General features: G+C 45.2%; 27 protein-coding genes and 1 pseudogene. 15 read left to right on the top strand and 13 right to left on the bottom strand.

The annotated features are described in order from the left end of the window. Window positions 1–7: 7 nt before the first annotated feature. The 3 genes from H6G03_RS07070 to H6G03_RS07060 all read right to left on the bottom strand — a co-directional run bounded on the left by H6G03_RS07070 (window position 8) and on the right by H6G03_RS07060 (window position 1444). Window positions 8–277: a hypothetical protein gene (locus H6G03_RS07070; RefSeq protein WP_190463491.1), complete on the bottom strand. Its 270-nt coding sequence runs from the start codon at window positions 275–277 to the stop codon at window positions 8–10. Window positions 278–406: 129 nt separating this feature from the next. Beyond that, window positions 407–844 (bottom strand): DUF4079 domain-containing protein, encoded by a 438-nt coding sequence (locus tag H6G03_RS07065; RefSeq protein WP_190463489.1) that lies wholly within the window; start codon window positions 842–844, stop codon window positions 407–409. Between the two features lie 207 nt (window positions 845–1051). Next, window positions 1052–1444 carry a DUF1830 domain-containing protein gene (locus tag H6G03_RS07060; RefSeq protein ID WP_190463487.1) on the bottom strand — a complete coding sequence of 131 codons (393 nt, stop codon included), beginning with the start codon at window positions 1442–1444 and terminating at the stop codon, window positions 1052–1054. A 467-nt stretch (window positions 1445–1911) separates the two neighbouring features. On the opposite strand from H6G03_RS07060, the gene H6G03_RS07055 reads away from it, so the two are divergent. From H6G03_RS07055 to H6G03_RS07030, 6 genes are all read left to right on the top strand, one after another. Continuing rightward, complete coding sequence (locus H6G03_RS07055; protein WP_190463485.1) at window positions 1912–3483, top strand: photosystem II high light acclimation radical SAM protein; 1572 nt, start codon at window positions 1912–1914, stop codon at window positions 3481–3483. Window positions 3484–3577: 94 nt separating this feature from the next. After that, window positions 3578–4954: a DICT sensory domain-containing protein gene (locus tag H6G03_RS07050; protein ID WP_190463483.1), complete on the top strand. Its 1377-nt coding sequence runs from the start codon at window positions 3578–3580 to the stop codon at window positions 4952–4954. Between the two features lie 5 nt (window positions 4955–4959). Beyond that, entirely contained in the window at window positions 4960–5664 is a 705-nt protein-coding gene (locus tag H6G03_RS07045) for a pentapeptide repeat-containing protein (protein ID WP_190463481.1), read from the top strand. 161 nt (window positions 5665–5825) lie between these two features. Then, window positions 5826–6056, top strand: a complete 231-nt coding sequence (locus H6G03_RS07040) for a hypothetical protein (protein WP_190463479.1) — start codon at window positions 5826–5828, stop codon at window positions 6054–6056. Beyond that, window positions 6056–6457, top strand: a complete 402-nt coding sequence (locus H6G03_RS07035; RefSeq protein WP_190463477.1) for a type II toxin-antitoxin system VapC family toxin — start codon at window positions 6056–6058, stop codon at window positions 6455–6457. Before H6G03_RS07040 ends, H6G03_RS07035 begins: the two co-directional genes overlap by 1 nt. An 84-nt stretch (window positions 6458–6541) precedes the next feature. Next, window positions 6542–6889 carry a WG repeat-containing protein gene (locus H6G03_RS07030; protein ID WP_190463475.1) on the top strand — a complete coding sequence of 116 codons (348 nt, stop codon included), beginning with the start codon at window positions 6542–6544 and terminating at the stop codon, window positions 6887–6889. A 102-nt stretch (window positions 6890–6991) separates the two neighbouring features. On the opposite strand, the gene H6G03_RS07025 is transcribed toward H6G03_RS07030, so the two are convergent. Beyond that, window positions 6992–7348, bottom strand: coding sequence for a DUF5615 family PIN-like protein (locus tag H6G03_RS07025; RefSeq protein WP_190463474.1), 357 nt, complete (start codon window positions 7346–7348; stop codon window positions 6992–6994). Further along, window positions 7348–7593 carry a DUF433 domain-containing protein gene (locus H6G03_RS07020; protein ID WP_190463472.1) on the bottom strand — a complete coding sequence of 82 codons (246 nt, stop codon included), beginning with the start codon at window positions 7591–7593 and terminating at the stop codon, window positions 7348–7350. Before H6G03_RS07020 ends, H6G03_RS07025 begins: the two co-directional genes overlap by 1 nt. A 66-nt stretch (window positions 7594–7659) precedes the next feature. On the opposite strand from H6G03_RS07020, the gene H6G03_RS07015 reads away from it, so the two are divergent. Continuing rightward, window positions 7660–7914 carry a BrnA antitoxin family protein gene (locus H6G03_RS07015; RefSeq protein ID WP_190463469.1) on the top strand — a complete coding sequence of 85 codons (255 nt, stop codon included), beginning with the start codon at window positions 7660–7662 and terminating at the stop codon, window positions 7912–7914. Window positions 7915–7920: 6 nt separating this feature from the next. On the opposite strand, the gene H6G03_RS07010 is transcribed toward H6G03_RS07015, so the two are convergent. Together H6G03_RS07010 and clpS are read right to left on the bottom strand one after the other, a co-directional pair. Beyond that, the gene (locus H6G03_RS07010; RefSeq protein WP_199315174.1) at window positions 7921–8769 is read right to left on the bottom strand and encodes a CPBP family intramembrane glutamic endopeptidase; all 849 of its coding nucleotides are present in this window, start codon (window positions 8767–8769) and stop codon (window positions 7921–7923) included. A 17-nt stretch (window positions 8770–8786) separates the two neighbouring features. Continuing rightward, window positions 8787–9068: an ATP-dependent Clp protease adapter ClpS gene (clpS, locus tag H6G03_RS07005; protein WP_190463467.1), complete on the bottom strand. Its 282-nt coding sequence runs from the start codon at window positions 9066–9068 to the stop codon at window positions 8787–8789. Window positions 9069–9564: 496 nt separating this feature from the next. Here clpS and H6G03_RS07000 point away from each other — a divergent pair, with 496 nt between their 5' ends. Further along, window positions 9565–9939 (top strand): hypothetical protein, encoded by a 375-nt coding sequence (locus H6G03_RS07000; RefSeq protein ID WP_190463465.1) that lies wholly within the window; start codon window positions 9565–9567, stop codon window positions 9937–9939. A gap of 552 nt (window positions 9940–10491) precedes the next feature. Here the strand turns inward: H6G03_RS07000 and H6G03_RS06995 are convergent. Then, window positions 10492–10686, bottom strand: a complete 195-nt coding sequence (locus H6G03_RS06995) for a hypothetical protein (protein ID WP_190463463.1) — start codon at window positions 10684–10686, stop codon at window positions 10492–10494. Window positions 10687–11374: 688 nt separating this feature from the next. Here H6G03_RS06995 and H6G03_RS06990 point away from each other — a divergent pair. The 4 genes from H6G03_RS06990 to H6G03_RS06975 all read left to right on the top strand — a co-directional run bounded on the left by H6G03_RS06990 (window position 11375) and on the right by H6G03_RS06975 (window position 18569). Next, complete coding sequence (locus tag H6G03_RS06990) at window positions 11375–11713, top strand: anti-sigma factor antagonist (protein ID WP_190463461.1); 339 nt, start codon at window positions 11375–11377, stop codon at window positions 11711–11713. Between the two features lie 267 nt (window positions 11714–11980). Beyond that, a complete protein-coding gene (locus tag H6G03_RS06985; RefSeq protein WP_190463459.1) occupies window positions 11981–14647 on the top strand; it encodes a TIGR03960 family B12-binding radical SAM protein in 2667 nt (888 codons plus the stop codon). Between the two features lie 996 nt (window positions 14648–15643). Continuing rightward, window positions 15644–17869, top strand: coding sequence for an Rne/Rng family ribonuclease (locus H6G03_RS37520; protein WP_190463457.1), 2226 nt, complete (start codon window positions 15644–15646; stop codon window positions 17867–17869). 64 nt (window positions 17870–17933) lie between these two features. Beyond that, window positions 17934–18569 (top strand): ribonuclease HII, encoded by a 636-nt coding sequence (locus tag H6G03_RS06975; RefSeq protein WP_190463623.1) that lies wholly within the window; start codon window positions 17934–17936, stop codon window positions 18567–18569. Here H6G03_RS06975 and H6G03_RS06970 read toward each other — a convergent pair whose 3' ends face one another. Further along, complete coding sequence (locus H6G03_RS06970) at window positions 18570–19169, bottom strand: DUF1997 domain-containing protein (RefSeq protein WP_190463455.1); 600 nt, start codon at window positions 19167–19169, stop codon at window positions 18570–18572. It lies immediately after the preceding gene. Between the two features lie 251 nt (window positions 19170–19420). Here H6G03_RS06970 and pheA point away from each other — a divergent pair, with 251 nt between their 5' ends. Beyond that, on the top strand, window positions 19421–20266 hold the full coding sequence (gene pheA / locus H6G03_RS06965; RefSeq protein WP_190463622.1) for a prephenate dehydratase: 846 nt from the start codon (window positions 19421–19423) through the stop codon (window positions 20264–20266). A 112-nt stretch (window positions 20267–20378) separates the two neighbouring features. After that, window positions 20379–21779 (top strand): nucleoside-diphosphate sugar epimerase/dehydratase, encoded by a 1401-nt coding sequence (locus tag H6G03_RS06960; protein WP_190463442.1) that lies wholly within the window; start codon window positions 20379–20381, stop codon window positions 21777–21779. 15 nt (window positions 21780–21794) lie between these two features. Here the strand turns inward: H6G03_RS06960 and H6G03_RS06955 are convergent, their stop codons facing one another. From H6G03_RS06955 to H6G03_RS06940, 4 genes are all read right to left on the bottom strand, one after another. Beyond that, entirely contained in the window at window positions 21795–22130 is a 336-nt protein-coding gene (locus H6G03_RS06955) for a PEP-CTERM sorting domain-containing protein (RefSeq protein ID WP_190463440.1), read from the bottom strand. Between the two features lie 68 nt (window positions 22131–22198). Then, the gene (locus H6G03_RS06950) at window positions 22199–22438 is read right to left on the bottom strand and encodes a hypothetical protein (RefSeq protein ID WP_190463438.1); all 240 of its coding nucleotides are present in this window, start codon (window positions 22436–22438) and stop codon (window positions 22199–22201) included. Further along, entirely contained in the window at window positions 22435–23655 is a 1221-nt protein-coding gene (locus H6G03_RS06945) for an RNA-guided endonuclease InsQ/TnpB family protein (protein WP_190463436.1), read from the bottom strand. The genes H6G03_RS06950 and H6G03_RS06945 overlap by 4 nt, the downstream gene beginning before the upstream one ends. Window positions 23656–23880: 225 nt before the next feature. Further along, a complete protein-coding gene (locus H6G03_RS06940; RefSeq protein WP_190463434.1) occupies window positions 23881–24222 on the bottom strand; it encodes a hypothetical protein in 342 nt (113 codons plus the stop codon). Window positions 24223–24491: 269 nt separating this feature from the next. Here H6G03_RS06940 and H6G03_RS06935 point away from each other — a divergent pair. Continuing rightward, a pseudogene (locus H6G03_RS06935) lies at window positions 24492–24986 on the top strand (hypothetical protein); the annotation flags it as partial.

The following is a 24986-nucleotide window of genomic DNA, read 5'->3' as shown; positions in this document are numbered from 1 at the left end:
TTCCAGATTACGCTACAACAGCATCCCAGCTGTGAATGACGCAGACGCGAATTTTGGCGTGACTCAGTAACCTTTGGATTTGATGGATCGGCATGGTCGCGATCGCGCAATCTTTTGCCGAGAGTCTGCGAAGCTCAGACATCTGCTGGCAATACCGAGCGGCGTCACTGCGGTTGAGGAAAATCAGGGAGTAATTACCTTGGTGAGATTTTTCTACCACCGGCAAACCGTCGCCATCAATAACGAAGAAACCCAATGCCAAAGGAGAGTAAGACATATTTACACCATGAAGCATATTTAGGATAAGAATATTCAGTATATTCACTTAATCTTCTCCTAAAAGAATCGCTCCACAGAAATATCTTCATAAATCGTTAAGTAGATTTACGACTTTTACAGGCTTTCCTTATGGTAGATATTTTTGGACGACACTCCAACCAGTGAGTGAAACCAACGCAAATCCTACGAGCAGAATAATATTCGTTCCGATATGGAGAGGTCGAGCCCAAGGAAACTGGGGGCTGATTAACGTCGCACTTCCAGCCGAAAGTAGTACAAATCCCACAACAGCCAATCCAGATGGAAGGTGTATGGAATGATTTAGGCTACCGTAATGGCCTAAAGTGCCGACAATACCGATCGTCAGCAGTAGCAATACTAAAGCTACCATCGTGCCGCCAATCCAGTAGTGTAGAGGTCGCAACCAATTAGGTCGGGATCTTCTGGACTGTCTGATATAGAGCATCCAAATACCGCTCGCAGCTAGCAGCAAGTAAGCTACCAGCGAAAATCCCATAGACCAAGCGGCGATTCTCCACAACCAAATAAAATCTGGTAAATTCAAAGTGCTTTGCCCTTTGTTGAAACGAGGAATACTTTGCTCACCGGCTCTTACTTACCAATGAGCATTTTAGTTATTCCTAGCACAAAAGGGTATTATCTCATGTCTTTCTAAGATCCCTCACTCCTCCGAAAAAATAGATCTTCTGGAAGACAGAGGTCTAAATTTTTATTCTCAATCTAGCAAGAGGCTGTTTATGAAAATCCAATTTTAACTTACACCTGCTAAGGCGGGAGTTGTTAAAATTGGTGTTTTTTCTACATTTTTCCGAATTCCTTCCCACTTGGTATTTTTGTCTTTATCTTGTTCGTGCTGTTTTTGAGTAGGGGCCGTTTCAGGTTGCGGTTCATCGTTAACTCGCAAGCGATCGCAAGGTATCTTGTCTGATAAAATAGCACTTGCCATCATCCCGGAATGAATTTCTAGCACTGCCTCTGGCATTGTTTCAAACACGAGCCGTTGACCTGGAAAAACTACTCGCTCGAAATACCAGTTGGGAATGTTGCAGATCCGTGCTATCTGAACTTTGCTGGTCGCATTGACATAGCAGCAGAGAATCGCATCACCGGAGTTAGGCGGTAGGGGATCGAGTATTTGAGCCATGATTTTAAAGCAAACCTGTGCCAAAGTTGGTTACATTAAAAAACTTAACACTAGCGATCCCGACTTGCTGTAACTGCGACTACCAACTTGAAAAATTTAGTAAATCTCTATCTTCAGATAGAGATAAATTGTGTAATCTACACTACGGTTGAAGACGTTCGCTTTGCCTTGCGTTAAAGCTTCGGTCTCATAGCTGCCATCTGCCTGTCATTGGGCCATAGTGTTGGGGCACATTCAAAGCAGGATTAATTTTGGCAATTAATCCCAACGAGCCAAGTTGGCTGAAAACCATTCCGAGAAATTTCAGCGAAATTACTCTATCGCTGAGAAAGACGAATGTTATCGTAAAGTTATATGAAAATAATAAAAAATTTCTTAGAAGAGCATCACAGGTAGCGATGGCTCCCAGCTCCTGTGTGACTGTTGCTTCGATAGTGGAGTCATAGCAATCCTGAATACAGAAGTCCATGACGGAAACCCGTATACTCTACGTTCGCCTACCCTGCAATCCCATCTTCCCGATCGGGGTTGTTTACTTAGCAGATCATCTGCACAAGCTGTTTCCAGGATTACAACAGCGGATTTTCGACCTGGGAACGGTGCCACCTTTAGACTTTGGCACGGCTTTGGATACTTGTGTAGATGAATTCAAACCCACATTGCTGGTATTTTCGTGGCGAGATATCCAAATATACGCACCAGTGGGAGGTAGAGGTGGTAACCCTCTCCAGCACGCCTTTGAGTTTTATTACGCTGCCAATCCGCTGATCAGATTGCGGGGAGCTATGGGAGGTCTGCGCGTAACCACAGCCTACTATACAGAACTCTGGCGCAACCAGGGATTGATTAGAAGAGGGTTAAATCGTGCTAAGAAATATCATTCAGAAGCGCGAGCAGTTGTCGGTGGTGGTGCAGTGAGCGTATTTTACGAGCAGTTGGGTAAAAGTTTGCCACAGGGAACGATCGTTTCTGTGGGCGAAGGGGAAACGCTGCTGGAAAAACTCTTGCGGGGGCAGGATTTTCGAGATGAACGGTGTTATGTTGTGGGAGAGACGGCACCGCGCGATCGTATGATCCACGAAGCACCGACTGCGATCGAAAAAACAGCCTGCAACTACGACTATATCGAAACAATTTGGCCTGAGTTTACCTATTATCTCCAAGAAAAAGACTTCTACATCGGCGTGCAAACAAAACGCGGTTGTCCCCATAACTGCTGCTACTGCATATATACGGTGATAGAAGGCAAACAGGTACGCATCAATCCCGCAGATGAAGTCGTCGCGGAGATCCGCCAACTCTACGATAGAGGCATTCGCAACTTCTGGTTCACCGATGCCCAGTTTATCCCCGCTCGCAGATTTATCGACGATGCCTTAGAGTTATTGCAGAAAATCATCGATGCCGGTATGAACGATATCCACTGGGCAGCTTACATCAGGGCGGACAACTTGACACCCCAGTTGTGCGACTTGATGGTAAAAACGGGGATGAATTATTTTGAAATCGGCATCACCAGCGGTTCTCAAGAACTCGTGCGGAAAATGCGGATGGGATATAACCTCCGCACCGTTTTGCAAAACTGTCGCGATTTGAAAGCAGCTGGATTTAATGACCTAGTTTCGGTAAACTACTCGTTTAATGTCATCGACGAACGTCCCGAAACGATTCGCCAGACAATAGCCTACCATCGCGAACTAGAGAAAATCTTTGGGGCGGATAAAGTCGAACCGGCCATCTTCTTTATTGGGTTACAACCGCATACTCATTTAGAAGAATACGCCTTTGAGAATAATATCCTCAAACCAGGTTATAACCCCATGAGCCTCATGCCGTGGACAGCTAAAAAATTATTATGGAATCCAGAACCATTGGGTTCCTTCTTTGGCGAAGTTTGTCTTTTGGCATGGCGTCAAAATCCCAACGACTTCGGACGCGAAGTTATGCGAATTTTGGAAGAAAGACTCGGTTGTGCTGATTTGGAAGCAGCCCTCAATGCACCGATCGAATCGAAAGAAAAACAGTTAGTCTCTGTGTGAGAAATGTAGAGACGTTTCATGAAACGTCTCTACATTATGCTGTTTCTTGAAAGCTCTCAATTCTCTGCTTCTTTGCGGTTTGTTAAATAAAATTATGTTAGAAGGTTCCATTTTACAACTGTTGTCAGATGCCCATAAATCCAGCCCTAGACCGCTGCGATTCGGAGTCTATTACAAAAACACTTTAGTTGCTCTATGCCACGCCTTAGAAGATAGTATATTAACTTCAAACACTGCGCCGTTAACGATTACGGCATTTCAACGCGGCAAATGGTATCTGCAAGAAGCCGATCGCTATCACGAAATAGCCCAAAAATCTCGCCAAATAGTGATTATGGCGTCGCCAGATACCGGCTTTGCCGAACACCCCACCAGCAAGCTGGCAAATGTAGCCCTCATCAGTCTGGAACCAAACGATCCCGTAGGGCAAGAATGGCACTTAATGATTCTATCGCCCAGCTACACAGCAATGGTACTTTGTCAAGAGTTATCTGAGTCAGATTATGGCTCTTCTGGGCTACCAGAGTCAGACCTCGAACGTAAATTTTACGGGTTTTGGACGTTTGAACCGGCGTTAGTATTGGAGACAGTAGAATTAGCGATCGCACACATCGGTAAATACAACCCGGAACTGCAACAAAAATTAACCGCCCAAGTGCAAGAAATCACCGCTCAAGCTGCTAGCGCCGAACAAGATAATTTGGGGGAAATTGTTTCCCGCGTTGTCCATTATTTGCAAACAAGTCAGCACGATTTAATCGCAGAAGAAATGCAGGCTTCCCATCAAGAAGAATTGGATGTCAACTTATTTTCCAACGAATTGCAAGCCTTTGTAAGAATGGCGCAGCTGATGGAGTTGGCAAACACAGGAAATCCAATGGCAACTGCGGAAGTAGCCGCGTTAGCAGAAGTGATGGGGCAGTTGTTGGATCTGCCTGCTTGGCAGTTGAAAAGATTGCGCCTTGCGGGTTTATTGCACGGATTAGTTCCTTTGGGAGTAAAAGCAGTTACTGGTTTGGAGGAAGCGCCTTGCTGCCATTTGCAACCGGGTATAGAGGTGTTGCGTGCGATGCCGAGATTGCAAGCGATCGCACATATTATCACACACCAAACCGAGTGGTGGAACGGCAACGGCACCCCAGGCGGTTTTGCTGGCGAAGACATACCTTTGGAATCGAGAATTTTGGGGCTGGTCGCGCATTTTGAGGCGCGGGTTATTCAACTGTTTAAAGAAGGATCGGAAAACTTCAACCGCGAGGAAATCTTGTCTAAAGCTTTGGCAGATTGTCAAGCTCAATCAGGCGAGCGTTGGGAACCAAAATTAGTAGAAACTTTGTCCTTGTTAGTGATGAGTTTGCAACAGGGATTAAACTTACCAATCGCACCGCCTAGAGTAACATCTGGAATGTGGCTGGTCGAACCTTTATTGCCTACCGAAGCCAAAACTTATCAACAAACAATCTCTTTTTAAAATTTATGGATATTGAAGCGATTCGTGCGGGTAAACTCAAACATCTGTCGGGAGCGAATTTAGAAGATGAAGACCTCTCAGGCAGCAATTTACGAGGTGTTAACCTCGCAGGTTCTAACTTGGTTGGCGCTAATTTGAGCGGCGCTAAACTGGAAGGTGCGCGTTTAGAAGGAGCCAATTTATTAAGCGCTCAATTAATGGCAACCGATTTAAGAGCAACGTTACTAGGCGCTAATTTGATGCAAGCTGATTTAACAGGTGCTGACTTGCGCGGAAGTAACCTGCGCGGCGCTAATTTAATGGGAGCGAAATTGACTCAAGCAACGTTTGCTGGTGCTTTTTTAAGCGGTGCTAATTTAATGAGCGTTAACTTAAAAGGGGTAGATTTGCGCGGTGCTGATTTGCGCGGTGTCAATCTCAGCGGCGCTAATTTACAAGGTGCAGATTTGAGTCAGGCGGATTTACAAGGCGCGACTTTAAGTAATGCCAACTTGGAAGAAGCAGACTTGCGCGGCGCAAATTTAACTGGTGCAAATCTGACAGGCGCAAATCTACTTTGTGCTGAATTAGAAGATGCCAATTTGCAAGGAGTTAGTTTAGTAGGAGTTTGTTTGATTGGTACTATTCTGGCAGAAGTGACATTACCACCGCAAAAAATCCAAATTCCTTTGAAGATAAGGGAAATGGAACTGAGAAATGCACAAGATTAATTGATGCTTCGATCGCTTTTTCCTTACTTTACTTGATTATCCCTTACTGCCTGTAGAGCAAATTTTGGTGTTTTTGGTATGGCTGGTTCAAATGGGATAATCCGTATGGGAAGTCGCTAGAGCAGTGCTAGAATTTAGGCAAATATTCTAGGGAAAAAGTTGTGCAATTACAAGAAGTTTTGAACTTAGCGAAGCAGCTTTCACCTGTAGACAAGGTGCGTTTGATTGAGCAATTAGTACCTGATATAGAAAAGGAGTTAGTTTCTAATCAAATTACTCCCACTAAATCATTATGGGGACTGTGTGCCGATTTGGGAAATGCACCTTCGGCAGAGGAAATTGACGAAGCACGTCGGGAGGAATGGGCAAACTTCCCAAGGGAGGATATCTAGTGGTAAGTGCTGTTGCTGATACCCATGCGGTGATTTGGTACATTTTCGGGGATAATCGACTTTCTATAACTGCCCAAAATTTAATCGCGCAGATAGCAGCAGATGGCGAGCGAGTAGGTTTTTCCTCCATTACGTTAGCTGAAATTGTCTATTTGAGTGAAAGAGGGCGAATTCCGGCGGATACTTTCGATCGCTTGCTAGAAGCTGTTGACAGGAACGATGCGGTATTGGCGGAAGTACCCTTCGATCGCAATATAGCCCGAACTCTACAGCTTGTCGATCGAACTCAAGTCCCAGATTTACCCGATCGTATTATCGCCGCTACAGCTTTACACCTGCGAGTCCCTTTGATTAGTCGGGACAGGAGGATTCAATTATCGACTGTAAACACCATCTGGTAAGGGATTAGCACCTCTTTACCTTCCTATTTCGGCTTCTTGTGCCAAAATTGATACCATCATCTACCTTGATTCAAGGATACGCAGATGGCGAAACAAATTACTGAACGATGGTGGTTTAATGCTTTAGCTGGTGGAGTTGGTTCTTTAGTCGTTGCTGTAGCAGTAGGATTGATGTTGAAACCAGTGGGGCATTTTCTCACTCGTATTCCCATCTTGGGATCTGGTTTTGCCCAATTTGATAATGTTCTTAGTTATTCTGACGAAGTAGGACTTGCAGCAGTCAAAATTGGTAATAAATTGGGCTATATAGACACAAAGGGAAACCTAATAGTTGAGCCTCAATTCGATGCTGCAAAGTGGTTCTCTTCTATCGGATTAGCAGAAGTAGAAATAAACGGAAAATGGGGCTTTATTAGCAATCCATTAAAGTGATTAATTAAGTGGCTTTCATTCAAATTAAACTAAAAATATCAATTAATCCGAAACTATTACTATCCAACTGCCAAAAGAAAATTGCCATATACCCTAATTTCCTCAAGGTAGCGGACGCTGACGTATCTGCGATCGCTCCACCACTGTAAATCTTCCTGACAAAGACAAACCTTCTAGATTTAATAAGCGAAGTAAATTTTCAGCAGGTTCTTCCGGTGTCAAAGGTTGATAACGAAAATAAACAATACCAATGGGCGATCGCATTCCCAGTCGGTAAATTAATTCACCATAATCTCGGTCAAACGTAAGTATAATTCGGTTTTCATTCACTGCACGCGCTAGAACTTCACGATCTTCTGCACCCACAGCATCTTCAGTACCGTAAGCCACATCGTAAGCAGCATCACGTAAATACCTTACGCTGCTACGAGGGAAGTTCTCATTAGCCAAAAACCGCATTACTCAGCCTCAGCCATCAATGGAATTGTGAAGAAAGATTCCTCGCGCATACATTCAGCCGCAAAAGCAAATACTGCTTTCAATGCTTCAGAAGTTAAAGAAGGATAATTATCCAAAACTTGTGCTTCTGTCCATCCAACTGCAAATAAACCTAACAGAAACTCCACTGATAACCTAGTTCCTTTCACAACTGGTTTACCTACCAGAATATTTGGATTAGAATGGATATATTCTCTCCAGTTCATCTGTTTTTTCTATCTATACTAAAGGTCACCCAATTTTAACACAATTGACCCACGCTATTTGAACAAATGAAGGAAGAATACGATTTCACTCAGGGAAAACCAGGAGCTATCGACTCAACGCCACCAGGCAAAACACGCATCACAATTCGCCTTGATGATGACATTCTGGCCTGGTTTCGTGCGGAAGTCAACGCAGCGGGAGGAGGTAATTACCAAACGCTAATTAACAACGCCTTACGCGAATATATTCAGCAGCGCAAAGAACCTTTGGAAGATACTCTGCGTCGTGTCCTTCGAGAAGAGTTACAAAAATTGTCGTGATTAAACTTATTTTGGAAAAATTCGATCGCTTTCTATACCCTTCGCCCTCTTTCTCATCCAAAATGCCAAAATACCCAAAAATATCAATCCCATCACTCCAGCTAAAGGATTTTTGTCGATTCCCGTCACCCATTCAGGAACTCGATCGGAAAAATTCACCAATTGCCCTACATTAATAATGTAATATCCCCAAACTAAGCCAGCGTGAAGACCGATCGACAATCCCAGTTTACCTTTACTTCCGCGCTTCGCCCACACTAAAGTTAACCCCAAGAGCAACAATGCTGGAAATGTAGGTAAGGTGCGAATCATCTCATTAAATGGCTTCAAAAAGTGGAGGCTGGCAAATATAATTGCATTTACCCAGAGAGCGGTATTGGGGCGATAATCTCGCTGCAATTCATCTAACAACCAACCGCGAAATACTAATTCTTCCGCAAAACCCACCCCTAAAGCGCTAATTAAGCCTTCTAAAATTGTTCTGGGTAACTGTTCTGAATTCTGCCAAATAACCAAACCAAAAATACCCTCGATCGCAAACAAACCAAGGGTAAAAACCAAAGCAATATCCAGCCCCTTTAACAAATCTAAGAGATTTTGCTGTGTGCTTACCAAACCATAGTTTTTCAGCAAATGGGATTGCCGATAGACTTTTTTACCCCAAATTCTCAGCAGCAACAAAAACTCCACAAATAACAATCCCATTGTCAGGATTGTAGCTGAGTTTCTGTCCATAACTATAAAATTAATCGGTGCTGCGATCGGCAACCATAGCAGCAATAAAATTACCAAAAATATAGCTAGGCGAATAGGGGCAGGGTAGCTAGCTACGCGATCGAATTTAATTGGTTTCAAATAACCCCTATTTTTAGCTACTCTTCAGGTTCAACAGTACTGGTCAAGCCATGATTTTTCAGAGTTTCGCAGTAAAACTCTGCGTGTTCTTGAGCGCAGGTAATCACCAACGCAATCCCACTATTATGAGCTTCCATCATAATGCTGACAGCTTGAGGTTGCGTGAGATTTGGCACCGTTGTCAACAATACCTGCACAACATACTCCATTGGATTGAAGTCATCGTTATGCAGTAGCACCCGATAGCGAGGCGCAAGTTTACGAGACGTTGAACGTTTTTCAAGGGTCTCGACAGACACTGCTCTATCCTCCCTGTAACTTCGATAACATTAACCTACTCATCCAAATTTGTTACACAACAGCCCGATCTCCGTAAGATTTAGGAATTGCATTTTAAATGCTGTAACCGTTTGCTTTGGCCACTCAAACCAAGAATTTGTCCCAAAAACTCAATTTTTTGAGTTTTTGCTCAGTTTATCTTGCTGCCCACTTTGCGGCTGTTTCTCAGTGCTGAGTAACAAAAAGCACTATTATGGTTATCCCTTTATAGTCCTTAATACTTATTTATATCATCCAATTTCAGTTCTAGTCACCCAGATAGGAATTTTTTCCAGAACTCCATCGCCCAGCCAACTGACAAGACAGCCTGGGTGTTCAGGTAGTGGTGCGGGATTCCGATCTGGGCGATCGGCTATTCACCCAACCCAGGCACCGCTACTAAAACTATAGAGCAAAATTTGGTTAAACTTAATTCAGGTAAGTTTTTCAGAGCAGCTTTTAGAGCAGCAAGCAGTAATGATTTCTGCTGTCAACTTTCAGCCTAGTCAAATAGTCTGTTTAGAGCATCAGGCTACCCGCCTCTACGCAGAAGTCATTCAAATTATTGAATCCCGTCAGATGTGCTGGGTACGTCCCTTGATGATCGCCATACCTGTGTGTTATGAGAATGCAGGCTCAGAGCAATACACATTGTATGACCTGCGTCAAGGTGCAGATCTGGTTTGGCCTTCCATCTTATTTCGTCCAGCCCTTGATGTTGAGGTCATACCGCTTTTTACACACCTACAGACATCAAAAACTCAAACACATAACACTCAGCTGGCGCATCAACATCTCCAGGATTTCATCCGCCAAGTTTGGCTGGCTTACCAAAATTATTTTAAATCCTAGATTTCCGAGTTTGACACTCCTCGACCTAAAGGTACGAAGATTCTTGGGTTGAATCCTGCCGCCACTAAGTAAACTTAGCTTTGGTCTTACAGTTTCATGTCTAGTCCGACTACACCTTTTACAGCAAGCACTCTGCAAGGACTACTCCCCAAGCGTGAATTTCCGTATGCCCTACGGTATTTAATTTCTATTTTCTCCCACCTATGCCATATTTTTGTTAGAGGGCAGTGAGGCATTGGGGCAACCCATTCGGATTGGTGGCATTAGTCTTTATCCAGCGAGTAAGTTCGTATGCCACAACTACATCTTGTCTTCCGCTTGCGTTCAATTTTACCAAAAGCCGTTGTAGAACGACGGAGTTTTCAACCCAATTTTTCCATAAAGCAGAGTATCTTAGTTTTATCAAGATACCCATCGCCAACTCAATAATTTAGTCAGGTTGGCGATCGTCTCTGGGTTGATAGCTCAGCTTTCTACGGCTCACGATCGAACCGCACTAATTTTTTGAGTATCAATAAAATCCCTTGGCCCCTAATCTAGAAGAGTGTCCTGTTAATAACTGGACACCAACTGAATTCGACCGGCATCCATCTCATCCATCAATAGTTCCAGCGCTTCGTAATCCACGTCCGAGATGTAACCCAGTCGCGTTAGTTCATAGTTGATTTCATTCTCTATGTCCGGCGTCAATCGCCGACTAAAGAGAGCTTTTTCTACAAGTTGACGAATCGCGTTTTTAGCTTCCACGGTTGTGGGCAGAACTCCTTCATGTACCAATTTTCTGTCTTATACTTTTCGGTGCGAGTGATCTAAAACCATTACTCTAAGTGATCTCACTCACAGTAGATTGCTAAAACTTATGATTTACTCTCAATAAGGGTTCCTCTATTAATCAGATATTTTAGTGGGTTTGTGCAAGGTGAGATTCTGGCGTCCTTACGCAATCATTTAAGGTGCTATAGGCTTTCGTAGATGCCTTGAAACCCCCTTGCTAAGAAATAGCAAATTTTCTGCCTTTCCGGAAATGCCGATGAACTGATGTAGGCAAAACAGAGGCTTGTGCAGCTAGGGTGCAACTATTTTTCACAACAATAATGTTCAGTATCTGCCTTTGGGAGGATGCGATCGTCTAACCCTGTTCATTAGACACAAATTTCATTTTCAATTTTAGCAGGTCAGTCTTGTTTACCTGTGGTAACTGCCTACGTGAAAACACTGACTCAATTTGCGATGGCCTCAGAGTATCTGAGGCCATAATTGCGTATCTTTGCTTACTTTTAAGCGGGACTTCTTTCTCAAAACTTTAAAAAAGTGCCCTATCTGGATGAAGATTCCGTAAAAATGCCTAAAGACAGTAGTCAATACTGACAGCTAGCGTATAAAGTCAAAGGCATAGACGGCGACAATTTAATTTTGTGTTAAGGGGGATTAGATCGTGCAGACAACACTTGCATCTTCACAAATGACCGTAGTTAGACCTCAAGGCCACATCAACGCCGCCAACGCGCCTGAATTTGGACGCCAGCTAACAGTAGCTATGTCCTCCGATCGCAAAGCGGTTGTCCTGGTTGACATGGAGCAGGTAGAATCTTTAGACAGCGCGGGCCTGATGGTGTTGGTTTCTGCTCTGACTCAGGCTCAAACGCAAAACCAGCACTTTGGCCTCTCTTGCGTTTCACCCTCAATTCGGATCATTTTTGAGTTAACTCAGCTCGATAGAGTGTTTGAGATTTTTGCAAGTCGCGCCGCCTTTGAAGCTGCAATAGGTTGTTAGCCAACAAGATTGGCCGCGCAGTTAATGCAGTAACAACACGACATCGCTAGATAGTTAAGAATTTGAGCAAAAATTTTAAGTGTGCCTGACCTGCTTGTTTGCCCACTTTCCGGCGGAAGCAGAGTTTTGGCATGAGTAAAGCCACCAACTGTGAAATCTCTCCCGTAACAGGGTCGCCTGCCACGCATAAGAACAAGTATGATTAGATTGATAGGGCAGACACACTACAAATGCCTTATCTGGTGAAATCTCTCCCAGAATTTTGTTGTGGCAGTATCAGTAGAAGAATTACTAACATCAGATATTCTCAAACCGGCTCGCTATTTGGGTAATGAGTTAGGAGCGGTACATAAGTCTTGGGATGAAGCAAGGGTGCGCTGGGTATTGACTTACCCAGAAGTTTATGAGGTTGGGGCGTCTAATCTGGGGCATATAATTCTCTACAACATCCTGAATGCTCAGCCGGGACAACTTTGCGATCGCGCCTACTTACCGGCACCCGATTTAGCAACCAAACTGAGATCGACTCATACACCCCTGTTCGCCGTCGAGTCCCGTCGGCCTCTCACAGATTACGATATTTTGGGTTTCAGCCTCAGCTACGAACTGGGAGCAACCAATATCCTAGAAATGCTAGATTTGGCTGGAATTCCTTTAACGTGGAAAGAACGCGCCGCCAGCAATAACTACCCGCTGATTTTTGCCGGGGGACAAACAGCAACCTCCAATCCCGAACCTTACGCCGAGTTTTTCGACTTCTTTGCTTTGGGAGATGGGGAAGAACTTTTACCGGAAATCGGCTTAGTGCTGGAAGAAGGCAAAACTGCCAATTTGAGCCGAGAAGCATTACTCCTAGATTTGGCACAGATACCGGGAGTCTATGTGCCTCGTTTCTACGATATGGCAGATGATGGCTCAGTCCATCCCAATCGCCCGGATGTTCCAGAACGAATTTTACGGCGAGTGGCAACTCCCATACCAGCTTATTCGATCGGACTGGTTCCCTATGTAGAAACAGTACACGATCGCCTCACAATAGAAATTAGGCGCGGCTGCACTCGCGGTTGTCGATTCTGCCAACCGGGAATGCTGACCCGACCGGCACGAGATGTGGAACCGGAACAAGTCATAGAAGCGATCGAACAGGGTATTCGAGAAACCGGACATAACGAATTTTCCCTCTTATCCCTCAGCTGTTCTGACTATCTGGCACTACCCGCAGTCGGGATCGAAATTAAAAACCGTCTCAAAGACGAAAATATTTCTCTCTCCCTTCCCAGTCAGCGCGTCGATCGGTTTGACGAGAATATTGCCAACATTATCGGCGGTACGCGGCAGAGCGGCTTAACTTTTGCCCCCGAAGCCGGCACTCAGCGGATGCGCGACATCATCAACAAAGGTTTGACGAACGAAGAACTGCTGCGCGGTGTCAAAACAGCTCACGAACAAGGCTGGGATAAGGTAAAGCTATACTTTATGATCGGCTTGCCAGGAGAAACCGATGTCGATGTGTTGGGTATTGCGGAAACCGTCCGTTGGTTACAGCAGCAATGCAGAGTAAAAGGTAGAAAACCGCTCAACTTTACCCTGACCATTTCTAACTTTACACCCAAACCGCACACACCTTTTCAGTGGCATTCCGTCTCTACAGCCGAGTTTGAACGCAAACAAGCACTGCTGCGGGAGGAATTTCGGCGGATGAGAGGAGTGAAGGCAAACTTCACCGATGTTCGCATTTCGGCAATGGAAGATTTTGTCGGACGAGGAGATCGCAGATTGGCATCTGTATTGCGTCGCGCCTGGGAATTGGGTGCGGGAATGGATTCTTGGTTTGATAGCATAGAGCGAGCTTATGCAGCTTGGGGACAAGCAATCGCCGAATCCGACCTCACCTGGAAATATCGCCTGGTAGAAAAGGGGGAGTGGGTAATCGGAACAGGGGAACATTCTTCCCCATTGGGAATTGCCGATCTCGATAAACCTCTACCTTGGGATATCATCGATACCGGAATTGATAAAAATTGGCTCAAAGCCGACCTGCAAAAAGCTTTAGAAGCGGCGACAGTACCGGATTGCTCGTTTGAAGGCTGCTCTCACTGCGGTGTCTGTGGAGTCGATTTCGGTCATAATACGATCGTACCGCCGAGCGCCATACCTCAATTTGCAGGGCATTTCGCCCCCAAACAAGAGCGAGTGCAGCGACTGCGCGTTTGGTTTGGCAAGCTGGGCGATATGGCATTAGTCAGCCATCTAGATTTGGCCCGCTTGTTCGATCGCGCCGTGCGGCGGGCGTCAATACCGATCGCTTACACAAATGGTTTTCATGCCAGTCCCCGCATTTCCATTGCCAATGCTCTGCCCTTGGGAGCTACCAGTAGCGGAGATATAGTAGACTTTGAGTTGACTCGGCAGATGGATGTGGCAACTTTCCAAGCAAAGTTAGTCAGCCAAATGCCCAGTAACATTCCTATCTATCGGGTTGAAGAAGTCGATCTGAAAACTCCTTCCGCTACACAATTATTGGCAGCGGCAGAGTATTCAATCACCTTGACAAGTTATGCTGAGGTCACCTCAGCCCAATGGCAGAACTGGATTGAAGCAATTAAGCATCGCGATGCGATTTGGTGGGAACAAACAACCAAGTCAGGCAACAAACATACCGTAAATCTGCGCGAGCGACTGTTTGAATTAGAAATTCAGGAAGAAAGTCGCGATCTCAACGGTAGGTCAGATCCAGTTTCACCCGATCGCACCCACCCATCTCAAGTACTTCGTTATGTTGGTATGAGCCGTAATGACGGCAACCTGTTGCGACCCGAACATATCATTTATATGCTCGAACAAGTGTGCGAGCTGGAATTGCAACTGCTTCACACTCACCGATTGAGGCTAATTTTAGAGCCTTATAGCACCAATCACCCGACTGTAGTATGAGAGCGTCAACAAAAATGTGATAAGATTCCTTTTAGAGTGAACGAAAAATAGGAGTCAGTGGCTCCGTTAGCGCAGCGGCGCGAAGCGCTAACAAAACTCCTAGCGAGCGGTCAACTCTGTAAACAACATTCGATCGTGCTTGAGTATGGGGTAACATCCCCAACAGGCAAGTAAAAATCAAAAAGTAGAAACTGAGCTGGAGTAACTCCTTTGTTTCTTTTGCCTTTTCTATTTAGTTAGCCTTGTTAATCTCCTTTAACCGTTAGTTCAACGGGTATTGCCTGTGGAGGGTCACACCAACTTAATGGCACTGCCGTTAAGGATTCGATGAAGCAGGAAGGAAACGTCAAACTTTGTAAAATCAGCCTTTCCAGGTCTGGTGAGTAAGTTTGAGTAAGTTTTCCAGAACGGCAACCTCAACTGTTAAGAGAACCCGCTGTAAGCGCTTCCCTTATCTAACCCAATACTAACTGTAGGGCAAAACCCTCTATGTAGGGTAGATTAGGTAACATCAATTTCATGCCCTTTGGCGTAGCTCACGTCGAGATACTTTTAGATGTTGGCTCGTTGAATCGGTTAAAAATATGACTCGCCTACGAGCCCAATATCGGAACAAGTTGCAGGCTGAAGCAGCCTTTAAGGGTGCCACCGTTAATAAAGAAATAACGGATGCTGGCTAAAACTGACTTCCGCAGAACTTTGAGACTTCCTAATTCGTCAAAAGCGAAATATTAGTGCCTAATCTGCATAGAAGGGTACTACGCACCTTAATTGATAAACGCGACCTTGTGACTCCTTTAAAGACGGATTTTTGAACAGGGTTGTTTTATTACCACAATTGTGGTTATTAAAACCATCGTTACAAATCCGTACAACAGAGGAAACCCCTACCCACCTACAGGGGCAAATTTAACGATTGTTCATTGGAGAATTGCTCATGGGGAAATTGTGATGAACCATGAACGATCGAGCATTGCTAATTTTTGAGGAATTTGAATGCCAAAGCAAATTATTATCGCTGAGCAGCATCGCATCGCTGCTGTATTTTCCGAAGATCAAATTCAAGAATTAGTTGTTGCCACAGGAAATCACCAAGTTGGTGATATTTATCTAGGCATTGTAGAAAATGTACTTCCTGGTATAGATGCGGCTTTTGTTAACATTGGAGACCCGGAACGCAACGGATTTATTCACGTATCCGATTTAGGGCCATTGCGCCTAAAACGTACTGCTGGAGCAATTACAGAACTGCTAACACCCCAGCAGAAAGTTTTAGTACAAGTGATGAAGGAGCCGACCGGAAACAAAGGCCCCAGACTGACTGGCAATATTACCTTACCCGGACGGTATTTAGTGCTAATGCCATTTGGCCGAGGCGTCAATTTATCGCGGCGGATAAAAAGTGAAAGCGAACGCAATCGCCTCAGAGCATTGGCGATTCTGCTCAAACCAGCAGGTATGGGTTTGTTAGTGCGAACAGAAGCAGAAAATCGCCCAGAAGAAGCAATTATAGAAGATTTGGAAGCGCTGCAAAAACAGTGGGAAGCTATTCAACAAGAAGCTATCTCAACGCGGGCACCCGCATTGCTGAATCGAGATGATGATTTTGTCCAGCGCGTACTGCGAGATATGTACAGCGAGGATGTAAATCGCATCGTTGTAGATTCGCACACTGGCGTGAAGCGAGTGAAGCAGCATTTAATGACGTGGAGTGGGGGAAGGACACCGCAAGGAGTTTTGATCGATCAGCACCGCGATCGCCTCTCGGTTTTGGAATATTTCCGCGTCAACGCGGCTATTAAAGAAGCTCTTAAACCTAGAGTAGATCTCCCCTCTGGAGGTTATATAATTATCGAGCCGACAGAAGCGCTAACCGTGATCGATGTCAACTCTGGATCTTTTACGCGATCGGCTACAGCTAGGGAAACGGTTTTGTGGACAAACTGCGAAGCGGCTACAGAAATTGCCCGCCAGCTGCGCCTGCGGAATTTGGCTGGTGTAATTATTGTTGACTTTATCGATATGGATTCGCGCCGCGACCAGTTGCAGGTACTGGAACATTTCAACAAAGCGCTCAAATTTGACAAAGCAAGGCCCCAAATTGCCCAGCTCTCCGAACTCGGCTTAGTGGAATTGACTCGCAAGCGGCAAGGCCAAAACATTTACGAACTATTCGGTCGTCCTTGCGCTACTTGCGGCGGATTGGGTCATTTAGTACATCTACCAGGAGAAGCCGCTAATCGCGAATCTCCATTGCAGTCGCCACGCGAACGAGAAACGGCGATACTGCCAGTCCGCGAATCGGCGTCACCATCCTTGCGGGAACGCATCTTCCCATCGGCAGATGAAATTCCAGAAAGTGCTGGATCTGCTTCCTTCCAGAGTCGTCCCGTACTACCCGCACCCTACGGACAAAGCGAAGTCGTGCGAGAAACCGCCGGACAGGATAACTTCTGGGATGCAGAGGGTTATGCAGATGATATGGCTCCCGGTTCCGATCTTGACTTGGATATGATGAATCATCCCAACTATCAAGAACGCGGTTTGGGAGCTAACTCTCGCCGTCGCCGTCGTCGCCGCCTGGGTATTGGTGAAGGTGGACGTTTGGAAGAAGAGTCGCCCAAGCCGAATGAGTTTGTGTCTCCCACTAAATCACCTAGCTCCATATCAAACGATTCCAAATGGATGAGTGAGCCAGAACCTTTGCCTTCAAAGGTGTTTTCGCCAACGGGGCCGAAAGGACTTCGCCTCGACAGCTCGCGCATAGAGCGTCCTGTGAAGCCAGAAACTGTACCGCCGGAAATCGTTTCTGTAGAAATGACTCCAGAGGAACAGCAAGTTTATGCTTTTATGGGTGTGTCCCCTCTGGTACGTTTAAATCGCCAACTTAAAAATCCCAAAGCCGCAACTATAATTGTGAAGTTGCCAGGACAAGCAGACGAAGATGTTGCTTTTGAACCGGCTCAATCTAGAACAGAGGAGATCGATCGCGATTATACAGAAGCACCGGACAGGGGAATTCCTAACTACTCTGATGAGGAAAGTTTTGACTCCGAGCCATCGTTCGACATCCAAGATACAGACAGCATCGAGCAAAGTGTCGATCCCGATCCTGAGCCTGTAGCGATCGCATCGAGCGAATCGGATAATGGCGATTCTTTGTTGCTGCGGCGTCGGCGTCGTCGCCGTTCCTCGGCTACTGACGGTGAGAGCGATCGGTAAAATTGCTAGTTGCAAATAACTCACGGTGATGGCTGATGGGGAAATGGGAGATGGAAAAATGAAGATGAAGGATCTGATAATTGCAGCACTCCCCCACTCCTCCACTCCCCCACTCCCCCACTCCCTCTTTACCGAGCTGGTTGCAGGTGTTGATGAAGTCGGGCGAGGTTGTTTGTTCGGTCCTGTAGTGGCGGCAGCTGTAATTTTACCGGATGCCGCTTGGGCGGAATTAGCTGCTGCGGGGATAAAAGATAGCAAACAACTGACTAATGTTGGGCGAAGGAGGTTTGCCGATCGGATTCGGGCTGTGGCGTTAGATTACCAAATCGGTATAGCTTCAGTCCGGGAAATCGATCGCCTCAATATTTTACGAGCATCGTTGTTGGCAATGCGGAGATCTGTGATCAAACTGAAGGTGCAGCCCTCTGTTTGTCTGATTGATGGCAAGTGGGCTCTTCCGGATTTACCGATACCACAACAATCGGTGGTGAAGGGAGATGAAAAGTTGGTAGCGATCGCCGCTGCTAGTATTCTGGCTAAGGTATGGCGAGACGATCTCATCCTTCGCTTGGCTCGTAAATACCCGCAATACGATCTAGATGCCAACAAGGGTTATGGCACCGCTCGACACATAAAAGCTCTGGAAGAATATGGCCCTTCACGCTGGCATCGGCTCTCCTTTCGTCCTTGTTGCCACTGACTAAGGGCTGGGGAGTGGAGTCTGGGAAGTGGGAATTAAGGAGGTATTTTCTCTGTTTTCTATTCCCAAAGCTGGAACACTTGCCCATTTACGATAATCCAGCAGCAATTGGTGCATTAACCGATGTTTTACAGTTAACAATACACTTTTCAGTAGACCGTTGCCGGTCGCTTCCAACATTGGTTTGGGCGTTAACCAAAATGGAGGTGGTAGCTCAACTTGTACTTCTAAATCTGCTTTTCCTTTCAGATAAGTCAATCCCTTAACTTGCGAAGGCGACAGTCTTCCTTTCAAGTTCAACGCAAAGCGTTGATTCACATATTCAATACCCACAATTTGACAGCCCACAGACTCTAAATGAACTGTGCCATCGGCTTCTGTCCACACCTTCATATCTACTGTGGGTTGAATTGTTAACATCATAAAGTGGAGAGGGCGCATTTTTAAGCGAAAAATTTCCTCGCCCAATTGTGCGATCCGACTTGGATCGACCAGAGCATTGACAAGACGTTGAGGCTGACGCAAATAATGCTTGATGGGAATCGGTTGCTCTGGGACAGCAATTTCAACAGTTTGGGAAGCGACAAATCGGGTGTGCATAGGTAAAAGGGTACAGAGTGTTTTTTCTCTATGTCTATTAATTAATTTTACGTTACAGTTCTTAAAACATCCGGTTGCAAGTCTTAATCATACCATTGCTTTGCAGCTGGCAATAGTAGACTGTTGTGGGATTCGGTATATTGAGATTTTTCTGAATCTTTCTGTATACCTCACCCGATCGTATGCAATATTCACAAGACTCTGAACCCACCAAAGAAAGGTTAAGAAGCTGAGAAAATAACTTTATGAGTATATCGATATCGATCGCACATCTGGGGCCGAGCGGCACTTATGCAGAAGCAGCTGCCGTCGCCTATGCTAATTGGCTGATCCAGAAAAAAGGCCAACAATCCTTTTTGTGTCCCTATCCGAGCATTGCCCAAACGCTTCAAGCGGCAGCAACTGGGCAAGTAGATCTAGCTGTTGTGCCGGTGGAAAATTCTCTGGAAGGCAGTGTGACTATGACCCTGGATACACTCTGGCGGTTAGATACGCTGCAAGTTCAACAAGCTTTAGTTTTGCCGATTTCTCATGCTTTGCTGTCGTGTGCGGGTAGTTTAGAGGCGATCGAAACTGTTTACTCGCACCCGCAAGCTTTGGCTCAATGTCAAGAATGGCTGGATAAATTTCTACCCTCTGTTCAGTTAGTGCCGATGAATTCTACTACGGAGGCGCTAGGTTATCTGGAGACAGATAGTACAGCTGGGGCAATATCTTCTCTGAGGGCTGCCCAACTTTACAACCTACCTATTCTTGCCAGTCCAATTAATGATTATCCCTGTAACCACACGCGGTTCTGGGTACTTAGTTTACAACCTTCTCCTGGCGGCGATCGCACTTCGCTAGCTTTTAGCGTTCCGGCTAATGTACCGGGAGCTCTTGCTAAACCTCTGCAAGTATTTGCCGAAAGAAATATCAATCTTAGCAGAATTGAGTCGCGCCCGACTAAGCGATCGCTAGGTGAATATCTCTTTTTTATAGACTTAGAAGCTGAGGCTAATGAGCCATTAGTCAAATCTGCTTTAACCGAATTGGCAGACCACGCCGAAACGCTGAAGATTTTTGGTTGCTACAGCATTCTGAATATTGATTCCTAATTCAACAGCCACACTCACATCGAAAGGGCTGTAAGAAACTCCTCATAACCTTTATCCGTCTTGCATTCTACGCTCTGAGAAAATTTATATTTTTTAGCAATAAAAATTAATCATGTTTGAAGTTGCCCAAGGTATTCCTGGCTTACCCGACCTCACGCAACCCTCCCAGCTGATTCAATTTGGGGCCAAAGTGCTACGCACGTTCCTCATACTGGTCGGCTTAGTGGGGTTTATGGGCTTTGTTCTAGCCGTACTCAACTTTTCTCGCCGCCGAGACGAATCGGAAACAGGTGATATGTTGGGGCAATGGTTAGTGGGTTATTCCGTATTACTGCGACTGCTATTGCACGCAGCCCTAGTATTTGCCCTTTCGATCGCAGGTTTCTTTCTTTGTTCGACTTTAGGCACTCGTTACCACTTTTGGGAACAAGCACGGGTAGCGCAGGTAGCAGAAAGCGTTGCGGGAGAAAGGCTAGAACAAACAGCACCTCAAGTGCGCTACACGATCCAAGAACCGTACTCCTACAATACTCAAGTTGGCAACAGGTTGGTGCGCGTACAGGAGACGCGACCTGTTACCCGTTTTTTGACTGTCGCCGGTTCTCAAATTGAGGTCAAGATCGACCAAACTTTAGATCCGCAAAAGAGCGATCGCGCTATTTATCGCGTAAATTTTAACGGCGACTATCAAGTTACCAACCAACTTAGGGAAGCGCAAAATTTTTTCTTTGAAATACCTCAGCCCAATAGCTACTCGCTGTTGCAAAACTTCAAAGTAGAACAGAACGGTACAACACTCCCACAATCTAATCCAGGTGACTATGGTTTTCCCTTCCGACTTGGGCCAGGAGAACAAACCCGCTTTCGAGTCACCTATCAAGCTCAAGGAGCGCCACGCTGGGTCTATAACGCTAATGGACAATTACTTTCCAATTTTCGTCTGAGTGTGCTGGCCAATTTTCCTGGGGCTGATTTTGCCAGTGGCATTGTCCCAACTGAAGCCAAGGTGGAGGAACGAGGTACGAGATTTACCTGGGTATTTGACGGCAATGTTTCGGTTCTCAATCCGTTTGGTGTGTTTACCGCTACTAGCAGAGTGCGGAATACGGGAGTTTTGCCTCGCTTGTTACTGCTCGCTCCCGCTTTATTTCTCTGGTGGTTATTGTTACTGTACTTATCCTTACCGATGAGTCTGCGGGATGTGGCGATCGCAGGTGGCTTATTTTTTGCCTGTATCCTAGCTTTGACCTACTTCAGCCGAACGATCGATTCCCAATTAGCTTGGTTAGTAATTTCACTGTTCTTTTTAGCTGTGTCTTGGGGATTGGGAAGAACTTGGCGTGCTTCCCTTGCAGCTTTTATTAGTACCATTGCGGGAGGAGTCCTGCCAGTTTTAGGATTATTAGTACCGTATAGCGGTTTAACCTTAAGTCTGGCAGGTTTGCTCTCGGTGGCTTGGTTAGCAGCACTCAATTGGTACGGTTTCTATCGATTAGATCGGGAAATTCGTTAACTGCTTGCTGAGTGATTATCTGCTTACCTTTCCAAAAGCTATTTTTTTCTTCCCCATTGAGACAAGGCTAAAAGTAGTGACTGTGAGTAACCCGAACACAGCCGTAGGTTCGGGAACGGATTTGCTTGTAGAAACCATTGCTTCTAAATGAATATTATCGAAATAAACATCACCAGCAACTCCCCGCGAATAAAAGTAGTCTTCCAGAGTTAACTGAACACTTTTACTTGAAGTAAATGCAATGGAAATAGGTTCCCATTTTCCTGTGTCTGGTAATTCCAAGAAGTTTGGTGATAATTTAATCGAGTTGCGGCTTGTTCCAGCTAACCATAAATCTGCATCTCCCGACAATCTGCATCTCCCGACAAGGTAGTGCGATATCCTACAAAACCTCCTAAATCATTTGGCTGACTCCAGGTTTACTGTCTTACCATCAGCAGAATTAAATCGCGTTTATGAATAGAAATTTCTTTTTTATCGACAGCTTCATCAAGGAAAAAATCTTGCCGATCGTTAAAATGCGATCGCCAAGCTTTCGCAATCAAAACGTTATCTTTTCTGAGTTGATGCCATTCATTGATTTGATCTTCCGTCAGTAGATCTGGCTGTAGGAGTTGACATCCTCCCCGGCGTGAACGCACGGGGATTCCCAGAATCACATCTGAGATTTCCTCTTTCGCAGAGTTGATTTACTTGGTTGAGTTTCCCCATCCAAGCTGGAATCGTTCTCTCCAGAGGCGTTGATTCCTGCCTGCCCGACAGTATTTGCCCATTGTTTTAGGGCTGATTTTAAAATATTTTTTGCTGCGTTCTCATCTCGATCGGCAACGTATTTGCAATGAGGGCATTGATGAGTTCTGGTGCTTAAAGTTTTCACAACTTTTTTACCACAATTAGAACAGTTTTGGCTAGTTAGTTTAGGCTCTACGGCAATTACTGGAACGCCATAAACTTTGCCAAAATATTCTAACCATTCTCTGAATCTGTACCATGCAGCATCATTTATTGAAAGAGCTAAATGATGGTTTTTCACCATGTTACGCACTCGTAGGTTTTCCACTGCTACCAAGTCGTTAGACTGTATGACGTGTCGGGCTAACTTGCATACCCAATCGTTACGTCTGCGTGAAACCGATAAGTGCGCTCTACCTAATCTGTTCCTAGCTTTGGCTCTATTTTTAGAGCCTTTTTGAGTACGAGACAAGCGACGTTGAAGCTTTTTTAGTTTGCGCTCATCTTTTCTCAAAAATCTGGGATTGTCTATTTTGTTGCCAGCAGAGTCGGTGTAGAAATGATTTAAACCTACATCTAAACCTATTTGTTTGCCTGTTAGTTCCTTGTTCTCCTCTCTAGTATGGTCAATTAAGAACTGGACATAATAGCCATCATGCCTTCTTACTACTCTAACTCTCTTGATTTGGCTCAGTTGATAGAAGTGTAAATTACGACTTCCCCAGAGCTTAAAAGTGCCTGCTTTAAAGCCATCAGTGAATGTTAAATACCGCTTATCTTCTGATAGCTTATATCCGGTTGTTTTGTATTCTAATGATGCCCTAACTTGCTCTTTAGCAAATTTGGGATAGCCTTTCTTACCAGCAACTTTGGCTTTGCAATTACGATAAAACCTTTCAATTGATGCCCAAGCTCTTTCAGCATGAGCTTGTCTAGCCATTGAGTTAAGCTGGCTTGCCCAAGGAAATTCAGGATTATCAGCTAATACTTTGCAATAAGCATAAGCATCATTACGGCTTTTTATTTTGCCATCCATCCACGCCCTGATGATGCTATTACGAATAAAACGACCACTACGGATGGCTCGATCTAGCTGCCCGTACTGGTCGTTTATTCCCTCTAGCTTCATTTCGTAGATGAGCATGGTTTATCGTTTGCTTTGGCGATAAACTTATGATAACACGGATTAAAATATTGATTCGCTGTCGCTAGGGTTGTTGTTGTAAGGGGGAAATTTTCATCCCCTACCTACAAGGAAGAGGCTTTCTATTTCCCCCTTACAAACCCCGATTTTCCGGTAAAAAAGATACAAACCTGTACTAATTACCTGTCTTGACAGGACAGCATAGGATATCCCCAGTCAAGTTTTTCAACTTGCTTGCAAAACTTTATTATCGGTGGTTCTCCACCGCTGCGCGATCGCCATCAGCAGATCGGGAATTTCATCTTCAGAAATAGCCTCGATTATTTTTTCTACAGTCGTAACCCCAGCCGGCTCCCCTGCTACAAGCGAGCAGAAATATTTACGCGACCCCGGTGCTATCTGCTGCATTGCCTGAAGAAGCTTATCAAGCATTTGATCGGTTACGCCTGTCTTCCCATGCCTGAAATGCGACACAAGGCTTTCACTTACCTCAGCGGTTTGTGCTAAGGCTCTGCCGCCAATGCGGTAACGCTTTAAAGTTTCGTTGAAAGCTTCGTGAATCAACATTAAGATTTATATCAATATTTGATCGTTACTCAATTTAGTTCTACTCTTAGTCAAGTAATTTTTATCAAGCGGAGGAACTCTGATAAGTGCCAGCCATCACGGTCAGCATTACAAAAATAACTTGATGGTAGACAGCTAAGTAATCGAGTTTATTTAACTTTAACAAATTCTGGAAATTTGCCAACACAGTTTGTCCGGTTTGGCAAAAAGGGTCATTAGCATATCTTTCCTACGCACCAATCTCATAAATTCCACTTCTGGCCACCATCGTGACAAGCAATCAAGGCTCTTTCGACGATGCCCAGCAACCATCAGGGGCATCTCAACTACCTACTGTAAGTTCCATCCCCGGAACACAGGCGGGCACTTCCACCCTCCGCGACCATTGGGAAAAAGAAGTACTGCCCAAACTAACCCCAGAAATGGTCTACACCGACCCAAACCACCGATTTCAAATCAGTGCAGACCGCTGGCGAGGCGGCAGTCCCTTCCGGGAAAGTAAGTCAGGCACATCCTTCGCAGTCTGGCCAGATACCTTGCGATTTTACGATTCCGGCATGGGATTTGCCGGAGATCCCATTTCCTATATCCACAGCCTGAAAATGGGACATTGGGAATACCCCAAAGGAGCTGACTGGGTAGAAGCCCTACGAGAATTATCTCGACGCGCTGGGGTAGAACATTTATTTCCAGAGCGCAACTACTCCAAACAGCACATAGAAAGAGCGCAGAAATGGGAAGAACGTCGGGGCATCTTTGCCACA

The sequence above is a fragment of the Aerosakkonema funiforme FACHB-1375 genome, assembly GCF_014696265.1.
Classification (GTDB): Bacteria; Cyanobacteriota; Cyanobacteriia; order Cyanobacteriales; family Aerosakkonemataceae; genus Aerosakkonema; species Aerosakkonema funiforme_A.
This window is presented reverse-complemented; position numbering and strand designations above follow the sequence as displayed.

Coding starts and splice junctions, on each gene's coding strand:
- H6G03_RS07070 (WP_190463491.1), bottom strand. CDS start 277: ATGTCTTACTCTCCTTTGGCATTGGGTTTCTTCGTTATTGATGGCGAC.
- H6G03_RS07060 (WP_190463487.1), bottom strand. CDS start 1,444: ATGGCTCAAATACTCGATCCCCTACCGCCTAACTCCGGTGATGCGATT.
- H6G03_RS07055 (WP_190463485.1), top strand. CDS start 1,912: ATGACGGAAACCCGTATACTCTACGTTCGCCTACCCTGCAATCCCATC.
- H6G03_RS07050 (WP_190463483.1), top strand. CDS start 3,578: ATGTTAGAAGGTTCCATTTTACAACTGTTGTCAGATGCCCATAAATCC.
- H6G03_RS07045 (WP_190463481.1), top strand. CDS start 4,960: ATGGATATTGAAGCGATTCGTGCGGGTAAACTCAAACATCTGTCGGGA.
- H6G03_RS07030 (WP_190463475.1), top strand. CDS start 6,542: ATGGCGAAACAAATTACTGAACGATGGTGGTTTAATGCTTTAGCTGGT.
- H6G03_RS07025 (WP_190463474.1), bottom strand. CDS start 7,348: ATGCGGTTTTTGGCTAATGAGAACTTCCCTCGTAGCAGCGTAAGGTAT.
- H6G03_RS07020 (WP_190463472.1), bottom strand. CDS start 7,593: ATGAACTGGAGAGAATATATCCATTCTAATCCAAATATTCTGGTAGGT.
- H6G03_RS07015 (WP_190463469.1), top strand. CDS start 7,660: ATGAAGGAAGAATACGATTTCACTCAGGGAAAACCAGGAGCTATCGAC.
- H6G03_RS07000 (WP_190463465.1), top strand. CDS start 9,565: ATGATTTCTGCTGTCAACTTTCAGCCTAGTCAAATAGTCTGTTTAGAG.
- H6G03_RS37520 (WP_190463457.1), top strand. CDS start 15,644: ATGCCAAAGCAAATTATTATCGCTGAGCAGCATCGCATCGCTGCTGTA.
- H6G03_RS06975 (WP_190463623.1), top strand. CDS start 17,934: ATGAAGGATCTGATAATTGCAGCACTCCCCCACTCCTCCACTCCCCCA.
- H6G03_RS06970 (WP_190463455.1), bottom strand. CDS start 19,169: ATGCACACCCGATTTGTCGCTTCCCAAACTGTTGAAATTGCTGTCCCA.
- H6G03_RS06960 (WP_190463442.1), top strand. CDS start 20,379: ATGTTTGAAGTTGCCCAAGGTATTCCTGGCTTACCCGACCTCACGCAA.
- H6G03_RS06945 (WP_190463436.1), bottom strand. CDS start 23,655: ATGCTCATCTACGAAATGAAGCTAGAGGGAATAAACGACCAGTACGGG.
- H6G03_RS06940 (WP_190463434.1), bottom strand. CDS start 24,222: ATGTTGATTCACGAAGCTTTCAACGAAACTTTAAAGCGTTACCGCATT.